8 protein-coding genes are annotated in these 7,722 nt (G+C 61.9%); 3 read left to right on the top strand and 5 right to left on the bottom strand.

Features of this window, described 5'->3' with window-relative positions; genetic code table 11:
• Positions 1–178: 178 nt before the first annotated feature.
• The 5 genes from I2487_RS11615 to I2487_RS11600 form a co-directional block, all read right to left on the bottom strand.
• A complete protein-coding gene (locus I2487_RS11615; RefSeq protein WP_207172851.1) occupies positions 179–1,084 on the bottom strand; it encodes an AAA family ATPase in 906 nt (301 codons plus the stop codon).
• The gene (locus I2487_RS11610; protein ID WP_345941414.1) at positions 1,071–2,300 is read right to left on the bottom strand and encodes a TnsB C-terminal domain-containing protein; all 1,230 of its coding nucleotides are present in this window, start codon (positions 2,298–2,300) and stop codon (positions 1,071–1,073) included. Before I2487_RS11610 ends, I2487_RS11615 begins: the two co-directional genes overlap by 14 nt.
• A 40-nt stretch (positions 2,301–2,340) precedes the next feature.
• Positions 2,341–2,511, bottom strand: coding sequence for a helix-turn-helix domain-containing protein (locus tag I2487_RS15555; protein WP_255546288.1), 171 nt, complete (start codon positions 2,509–2,511; stop codon positions 2,341–2,343).
• 18 nt (positions 2,512–2,529) lie between these two features.
• The gene (locus I2487_RS11605) at positions 2,530–3,156 is read right to left on the bottom strand and encodes a recombinase family protein (protein ID WP_207172848.1); all 627 of its coding nucleotides are present in this window, start codon (positions 3,154–3,156) and stop codon (positions 2,530–2,532) included.
• 165 nt (positions 3,157–3,321) lie between these two features.
• Complete coding sequence (locus tag I2487_RS11600; RefSeq protein ID WP_168887309.1) at positions 3,322–3,804, bottom strand: heavy metal-responsive transcriptional regulator; 483 nt, start codon at positions 3,802–3,804, stop codon at positions 3,322–3,324.
• A gap of 437 nt (positions 3,805–4,241) precedes the next feature.
• Here I2487_RS11600 and I2487_RS11595 point away from each other — a divergent pair, with 437 nt between their 5' ends.
• The 3 genes from I2487_RS11595 to I2487_RS11585 all read left to right on the top strand — a co-directional run bounded on the left by I2487_RS11595 (position 4,242) and on the right by I2487_RS11585 (position 7,537).
• Positions 4,242–5,612 (top strand): dihydrolipoyl dehydrogenase family protein, encoded by a 1,371-nt coding sequence (locus I2487_RS11595; protein WP_168887307.1) that lies wholly within the window; start codon positions 4,242–4,244, stop codon positions 5,610–5,612.
• Between the two features lie 502 nt (positions 5,613–6,114).
• On the top strand, positions 6,115–7,107 hold the full coding sequence (locus I2487_RS11590) for an arsenic resistance protein (protein WP_188686993.1): 993 nt from the start codon (positions 6,115–6,117) through the stop codon (positions 7,105–7,107).
• Positions 7,108–7,135: 28 nt separating this feature from the next.
• Positions 7,136–7,537 carry a MerR family transcriptional regulator gene (locus tag I2487_RS11585; protein ID WP_168887305.1) on the top strand — a complete coding sequence of 134 codons (402 nt, stop codon included), beginning with the start codon at positions 7,136–7,138 and terminating at the stop codon, positions 7,535–7,537.
• The last annotated feature ends 185 nt before the right edge of the window (positions 7,538–7,722 follow it).

The raw sequence follows: 7,722 nt of genomic DNA, 5'->3' as shown, positions 1-7,722 counted from the left end.
GATCGACCACGGAAAAGACTAGGTTTTCAGAAGCCGATCGAACTGATCGAAGACCTCCTGTTGCAATGACCGCCAGAATCCGCCGGTCGCTCACCGGGCACTCCCCCACTTCAAAACCAGCCCAAGCTGTGAGTTGCAGCGATAATCGTCGGTCTTTCCGCAGCGGTAATCGGCGTCCCTAGTGACCGATGAGGAGCGCGTCCCGCGCGGCTTCCACCACTTCGGGGGTCAACTCGTCGAGCCCATTGACTGTCTGCACACGTTCGATCTGGGTGAGTAGTCGATCCACGAGGCGAAAGTTGCCACCTGTGATCCGCACGATGGTAGCGACAGCTGTCGCGTGGGCGACACCACCGTCGGCGGCACCCTCAGCTGCTGGTAGGCGCGTGGTCAGTACCGCGGTGAGTTCATCCGCAGTCAGCTGACGATACTCGTGGGCGAAACCAATCCGACTGTAGAGCTGCGGATATCGAGCGAGGCGCTTCTCGATCCCGGGCATCCCGATGAGGATCACCCCCATGTGGTGATGATCGTAGAAGTCACGAACCTGTTCCAGACCTGTGGTCTTGAGGCGATCAGCTTCGTCAATGATGAGCAGCTCAGTGCGTCCGCTAGAGCGTGAATCGGTATGGACGAAGGGGTCCACGACACCGTGCTCGGCGAAGTCCACAGCGAAAGAGATCTTCTGGCAGACCCGCGGCAGCCCCTGGTCGATCTGCTTGGTGGTCGCAGCCACGGTGGGGGTGAAGAACGCGGTGCGGGCCTCGAGAACGCGCGGCGGTACAGGGCCGAGATCTTCAGTGAAGAGGGAATGCCACTGCTCCCACTCATCGATGCCGCCGTAGTGACGCGCAGAAAGGGTCTTGCCCACCCCGGGCGGGCCCCAGCAGAGCCCGATGTAGCGGTGGGCCCTGACAGCGTCCGCGAACTCGGTGAAGCGACGATGCTCCCGGGTGGTCTGAAAAGGTGGCAGACCGGGTCTCGGTGGGGCGCTGGAATTGACCTCTCCGAAGTCTTGGGTGAGGAAACGGCGCCCGTCCTCACCTTTGTTGAGGATGGAATGTCCAGGGCTATTCGGTGGCATAGAGACGCAATCGGTGTCGTGGAGGTGGATCCTCGATGGTTGGCGGTTCTACCGCGGCAGGCGTAGGAGGGGCATATCGCGAGTCGACTGGCAGCGTGTCGGCAAGGCTGCGGCGTTGTCGCAGCTGTCGTTTCAGGTCGCGCCGGCGTTGAGACCGCGCGGCCTGGAGCTCTTGGAGGGAGACGGACTCTGCAGCGAGTTGGGGAGCGATCGCGCGGCAGAGGAACTCGTCGTGGAAGTAGACCCGGATCTCACCGACATCGCGGGGGTTGAACCGCACTGTCACCTGTTCACCGACGTAGGCGGCTAAGACCGTGGAGACGTACCGGGTGGAGGCAAACTGGATCCCGTCGCGCTGAACCTTCCGGGTGGCGGCTGCGGTCAACAGCAGAAGGTCAAGCTCCTCAGGCTGGGCCGGGGCACGCGGGATGAAACCAGAGGCGCCCCACCGGTGGGCAGGGGCTTCATCGGTTTCGGAGTGGGTGCGCTGGTTGTACTCGGTGACGATGAACTTCTCCATGATCGCGTCGAGCTCTTCAAGCGTCAGCGTCGGGTCAGTGGCCGGGGTTCCGTTGGTCCCGTGCGGGATGTGCCCGGGCAGATGTGGCAGCAGCTGGGAGGTGACGGACCCGTAGAACCGTTCGATTTTTCCCCGACCTTGTGGAATACCGACCCGGGAGTGGATGAGCTGGACTTTGGTGTCTAGGCAGACGCGCTCCAGCCGGGCGGAGGTGAAGTCGGAGCCATGGTCTGAATAGAGCAGATCGGGCAGACCACATACGGGCCAGGAGGGATCTTCCTTGGGGTTGATGGCCTGGTGCAGTGCCAGTGCTGTCTGCTCCGCCGTCGGGGCACCCAGGAACAGGGTGTACCCGGCGACCGCACGCGAGTAGTCATCCAAGAGCACCGTCAACCAGGGGCGCACCGGGGCGCCAGCCTTATCCAGGACCGCAACATCGAGAAGCGTGTGATCGGCCTGCCACTGCTCATTCGGACGCGCGGCGCTGCGGCGCAGCACCAATTCAAACCGATCCCGGTATGCAGCGTCCCCGTGTTGAGCCAGGGTCCGTAGACCAGGATCGATAGCTCCGATGATCGCTCGGACGCTGGAGTAGCTCGGCGCGGCCAGGCCTCGATCCTCGGCGATGTCACTGACCCGGCGATGGATGAACGCGGCTGTGGGCTCAGGTCGCCGAAGTGCCAATGCTTCGATCACTTCAACGAGCTCAGCCGGGATTCGCCGGCTCCCACGGTCACTACGAACCCGGCGCGCTAAGCCGCGAGGTCGGGTCAGCGCGGTATTTCGCGGACCAGCGGGTCAGTGTTCGCAGGGCCACCCCTGATTCCGCGGCGATGCGCGTCCAGGGGACTCCTTCGTCGTGCTGGCGCAGCAGAGTGATCTTCTCCTCTGCGGTGAACTGCGCCATCGCTATCACCGGCCGGTATCAGATCTCAGAGCCGGCGTCGGTTTCGGTGTTTACTCCGGCGGTCACCGATTCAGCAGGCCGGGGTGGAAGGTGTCGATACAGACTGGTCCGGGCAATCCCTGACTTGGTCACGATCTCAGCGATGGTGTGCCCGGTTTCGCGCAAGTGTGCTGCGTAGGCCAGCTTGTCCGGGTCCACCACCGAGGGTCGGCCCACGCGGCGACCTTTCGCTGTGGCCACTGCTCGGGCATGGGCGGCACGTTCGAGGGTGTAGGTGCGTTCCATCTGTCCGAACAGTGCCAGCAGCACCACGGCCAGTTGCGCCATCGGATCGTTGGGGTTCGATGAATCGACCTTGATCGGGTCTGCCAAGTTGCGGACTCCCACTCCTCGTTCGGCGAGGTCGTGAATCAGGTTCAGGGTGTCACGCACGGTGCGTCCGAGTCGGTCGAGGGTGTGGACCACGATCACGTCGCCGTCGCGGGCATAGTCCAGCGCCGCGCCGAGTCCGGGTCGATTGACGGTGGCACCTGATTTCTTGTCCACGTAGATCCGGTCGGCTGAGATGCCGACCTCTCGCAGGGCTTCGATCTGTCGATCTAGATCCTGTTTGGCCGTCGAGACTCGTGCGTACCCTAATTCCATGGCCTGAGAGTACCAGTAGTCGGAATCGTACGGAATAGGTGGAATGTGATTGTGGGATAACTTCTGGGATGACGACGCGCCGATAGCTGTGGATCCCGAGGCCTGCTCGTGAGGTCCGTCCCACAACCAAGGAACTGGGACGACCACTTTGGGCTCAGCCAATCGTCAGTTAAGGGGCCCACGATGTTCCATCCCCACGGCACGAGGCCCGGGATGGTGTTCAGAACTATGAATGCTGGCCCGGTTGTGTTCGGGCGTTGTCACGATGTGGCACACTTCATCGTCGCCGCAATTGGTCGGGTCGAGGTGCTGGCTTGCCAGAACGGTCTGCTCGAGATCAGCGGCCAGCATCTCGAGTTCAACCTGTCGGGCTCGAACATCGGCGAGCTTCTCCTCGACGAGACCCGCGACGTGTGCGCAAGGGATCTGACCGGTCTCGCGAAGTTGAATCGTGCCCAGAATCTCCTGCAGGGTCAGGCCCGCGGCCTGGGCGGCACGGATAAACCGCAGTCGAGTGACGGCCTGATCGTCATAGCGACGGTAGCCGCCGCCCGTTCGTTCCGGGTTCGACAGCAGGCCCTGGCGTTCATAGAAGCGAATCGCCTGACGGCCAATGCCGGTGACAACGCTGAGTTCTCCGATAAGCACCCTCCCATCCTATGACTTGACCTTGTATCCGGCTATAAGGTTTATGGTCAGGCTATGGAGATCGTGCTGCAGTACTTCGAGGGATGCCCCAATTGGAAGATCGCCCATGAGCGGCTTGTCAGGCTGTGCGCTGAGAGGCCCGACATCAGTCTGAGCACACAGCTGGTAGAGAGTGACGCTCAGGCTCAGCGGCTGGGTTTTCACGGTTCCCCCAGCGTCCTGATCGATGGTTTCGACAGGTTCTCGGAGGCCTCTTCGGCGGTGGGCTTGTCGTGTCGCAGGTATATGACTCCTGAGGGAATCGCCGGCGCCCCCACCATGGAGCAGCTGCGCTCCGCAGCAGCAGCCGCTGAGTCCACGCCGAGATAAATCCTGAGTGTCGAGGATCCATTCACCCCGCTGCGTGACGGTCGCGGCGCTTCAGAGAAGGTGTAGATATGACGAAGAAGTACGAGGAGCATGAGAAGTACGACCTGATAGTCATTGGGGCCGGCATGGCTGGGATCGCGGCAGCGACCAAGTGCGCATCCCAGGGTTGGCGTGTGGCCATCGTGGACTCGCTTCCCTATGGTGGCACCTGCGCCTTGCGGGGGTGTGACCCGAAGAAAATTCTGCGCCGGGGAGCTGAGATCCTGGATGCGGCACATCTCATGGGGGATAAGGGCATCGATGAAGGTGGCTTGTCGGTGAACTGGGCGCAGCTGATGAAGCACAAGCACGGCTTCACCGATGGGGTGCCCACCAGTATGGAAGACGATCTCAAAGCGCACGGGGTGCAGACACTCCACGGCACCGCGGTGTTCACCGGCCCGACAGAGGTTGAGGTCTCCGGTGTGGGCTATCACGCACCAAAGATCCTGATCGCGACCGGCGCCACACCTGCCCCGCTTGATTTCCCTGGCCACGAGCACCTGATCGACAGCACCGCGTTCTTGAACCTCGAGAGCCTTCCTCCGCGGGTCCTCTTTGTCGGGGGCGGGTTCGTGTCCTTCGAGTTCGCTCACATCGCGGCACGAGCCGGGTCCCGCCCGATCATCATCGACCGTGGTCCGCGGCCGCTGAAGAGTTTCGACCCCGATCTGGTGGACCTGCTGATCCGACGCGGCACCCAGGCTGGCGTGGATGTCCAATCGGGCACCAGCATCACCGGCGTGGAGAAAGTGCCCGCCGGGTATCAGGTGCATCTTGAACAGCAGGGCGTCGCAGCGATGATCGAAGTGGACCTTGTCGTTCATGGAGCAGGACGTCTCCCCGATCTGTCCCGGCTTGATCTTGAGGCCGGCGGCGTGGCGTATGGCCCACGAGGCATCGACGTGACAGCTGATCTGCAGTCGGTTACGAACTCAGCCGTGTATGCCGCCGGTGATGCTGCTGACACCCAGGGGATGCCGCTTACCCCGGTAGCTGTGGTGGAGGCGAAAGTCGCAGCATCAAACATCTTGAAGTCAGGGAATGCTGTACCTGACTACGCGGCGACTCCGACGGCGGTCTTCACGATCCCGGAGCTTGTCAGGGTAGGGGCGTTGGAGAATGAAGCCCGGTCGCGCGGTATGGATATCGACGTCAGGTATACCGACACCAGTCGGTGGTTTTCCCAGTATCGGGTCGGCGAAACAGCCGGGGCAGCCAAGATTCTCGTCGACCGATCGACTGATCTCATCGTGGGGGCGCATCTGTTCGGACATGGTTATGCAGAGTTGGTGAACACGATCAGCCTGGCCATGAAGTACGGGCTCACGGCGCGGGAGCTAAGATCCTCTCCGGCGGTATATCCTTCCATCGCGTCTGACCTGGGATCGATGCTCTGACCAAAGATCAAGACAAACCCCACGATGCGGGCCGGCACGGTGGGAGCCCCTGGAGGTTGAACACAGCGAGGCCCGAGGGAGGCCCCCACAACGCTCAGGTCACCTGCGCGAGGCCCGGCTACGGCTTGAAAGAACCTCAGGGCTCAGCAGCCCCAAGCCCAGCAGCAGTGAGAGAGCAGGCCGAACATGTACCGACAGTTTTCAGATGGCCATCGGATAGGTTGCCAGGCGCATGAGAGCTCTGGGGATCATTGGACCGTGAGCAGGTCCCGCTCCAATGGCCAGCATCGTGGTCGATGGCCAGACTGCCGGCGACGGGCTCGCGGTAAGGATTGAGTCGAGGTCCATGGAGCTGAGGATGTGGGGTCTAGCCGGAGGGACCGAAACTCGTCTTGACCTTCTAGCTGACTTGAAGGTTTACCGTGGGGATGCAGGCCCCCCTGCCGCTGAACCCAGCTGCCGGAATGGTCCTGTCACAGCTGCCGATGGAGAGGACCAACAGATGACTTGGGCTGAGCGTCTTCAAAGCGTGTTCGTCGCCGTGGCGGCACTGGCTGGATTAGGCGTCGGTCTCGCCAGCCCATTAGGCGCCAACGGCGAGCATCTCGTGATCCCAGCCCTACTGGTGATGCTCATCGCTGTCTTTATGCAGCTCGATGCCTCGCACCTCAAAGACGTGGGCAAGGCTAAGGGACTTGTCGGGGTCAGTCTGGTGCTGAACTACGCCTTCACCCCGCTTCTCGCCTGGGCCTTGGGTCTTGGACTACTCGGTGCGCAGCCTGACCTGCGAATCGGACTGTTGCTGTTACTGGTCACCCCGTGCACCGATTGGTACCTGATCTTCACCGCAATGGCTCGTGGGCACGCGGGGATCGCTGCCGCCCTGTTGCCGATCAACCTGGTGCTCCAGCTGTTGCTGTTGCCGGTCTACGTGATGCTGCTCGGCGGTGAAGCTGCGATGGTCGATACAGCCACCCTGTTGGAGGCCGTGCTGTTGATGCTTCTGACCCCGCTGGTGGTCGCGTTCACGCTGCGCTGGGTCAGCACCCGGCTCAAGGGCGAGCATTGGAGGGAGGAGCACGTCAACCGGTGGGCGAATCGTGTGGTGATGCCGCTGCTGTGTGTGGCGGTCTTCGCGATGTTCGCCTGGCAGGCGCCGGTGGTTGCTGAGAGCGGCGCCGAGATGCTGCTGTTGCTGCCTCCGCTGCTGGCGTTCTTCATCATCCTTCCGCTGGTCGCCACCGGGGTTTCTCGGCTGTTGCGCCTGACGGGACCCCAACGAGTGGCTCTGACGATGGTGACCACAGCCAGGAACTCGCCCATTGCGCTGGGCATCGCAGTCGCCGCGTTCCCCGACCGGCCACTGATCGCCGTGGCCCTGGTGGTAGGGCCTTTGATCGAGCTCCCGATCTTGGCGGCACTGAGTCAGATCATTCGCCACCGGGACAAGCCAGACCCGGCCGAACAGGTTCCCGCGACGAGCAGCGACCGATGACACTCCGCCTCCGTGGAAGGGTGTAGATATGCGTATCTCTGAGGTCACCGCGCATAGTGGGGTTCCAGCGACGGCCCTGCGGTACTACGAACAGCTCGGCTTGATCAGTTCGACCCGGTCCATCAATGGATACCGCGAATACGGCCCCGAGGCGCTGGAGCGTCTGCGCTTCATCAGGGTGGCCAAGAAGATGGATATGGACCTTGAGCAGATCAAGTGGCTTCTCGAGGTCACCGAAACGGGCACCTGCACCAATACTCGAGATGCCCTGCACCCAGTGCTCACTGAGCGGCTGCGGGAGGTGGAAGACAGTATCCGCAACTTGGAAGAGCTTCGTGCCGTGCTGGTGAGTTCGATCGACCACGTGGCGACCTGCCCAGACAGTTCAGCACCCTGTCAGTCTGAGTGCGCCTTCACGTCCCTCACATAACCCCAGTGCTGTCGATCGAGACAAGCGACAGATAGCGGTGCGAGAAGACCGCCATTTACCGCGGCGATCCACAGGACCTGCCGTCGTGATTTCGACGAGACAGCTGTGTCTTAGAAAGCTATAGCTTTCTAATCCGCTCTGTCAGTTCATTAGTTACTGTATAGTTCAGTAGATGCTGACTATTG

The organism is Nesterenkonia sp. E16_10 (genome assembly GCF_017347085.1).
Taxonomy (GTDB): domain Bacteria; phylum Actinomycetota; class Actinomycetes; order Actinomycetales; family Micrococcaceae; genus Nesterenkonia.
Note: the sequence above shows the minus strand (reverse complement) of the source record. Positions and strands in the feature narration are given on the sequence as shown.